Here is a 604-nt window from a genome sequence, read left to right on the forward strand (position 1 = left end):
GAGTCTGAATCTGATGTAACCATCACTGGTACTGTCGGTAAAGATGTGAAGGCTGGCGACACAGTTACTGTGACTGTGAACGGCAAAGACTACACAACGACTGTTAATACTGATGGCAAAACATGGAACGTGGATGTTCCAGGCGCTGAGTTGGCGAAAGACAGTAACGTACACGCTAAGGTTGAAACCAAAGACTCCGCAGATAACCCAGCAAGTGCAGAAGCGGACCGTGGTTACGGTGTAGACACTGACTTGCCAGAGGCATCGATCACGATCGATACGATCGCAGGTGATGATGTGATCAACAAAGCTGAGTCTGAATCCGACGTGACCATCACTGGTACCGTTGGTAAAGACGTCAAAGCGGGTGACACTGTCACTGTGACTGTGAACGGTAAAGACTACACAACGACTGTTAATACTGATGGCAAAACTTGGAACGTGGATGTTCCGGGTGCCGAGCTGGCAAAAGACAGCAACGTTCATGCCAAAGTGGAAACGGAAGACGCCGCTGGTAACTCAGCGAGCGCTGAAGCTGACCGTGGTTATGGTGTAGACACTGACTTGCCAGAGGCATCGATCACCATCGACACCATTGCTGGCG

1 protein-coding gene is annotated in these 604 nt (G+C 50.5%); it reads left to right on the forward strand.

Annotated features, from left to right (window positions below):
* Positions 1 to 604 (forward strand): Ig-like domain-containing protein (locus tag ACLO87_RS16865; RefSeq protein ID WP_430224355.1); only part of this gene is annotated, 604 nt, incomplete at both ends.

This window comes from Paenalcaligenes sp. Me52, from assembly GCF_050487965.1.
Classification (GTDB): domain Bacteria; phylum Pseudomonadota; class Gammaproteobacteria; order Burkholderiales; family Burkholderiaceae_B; genus Paenalcaligenes.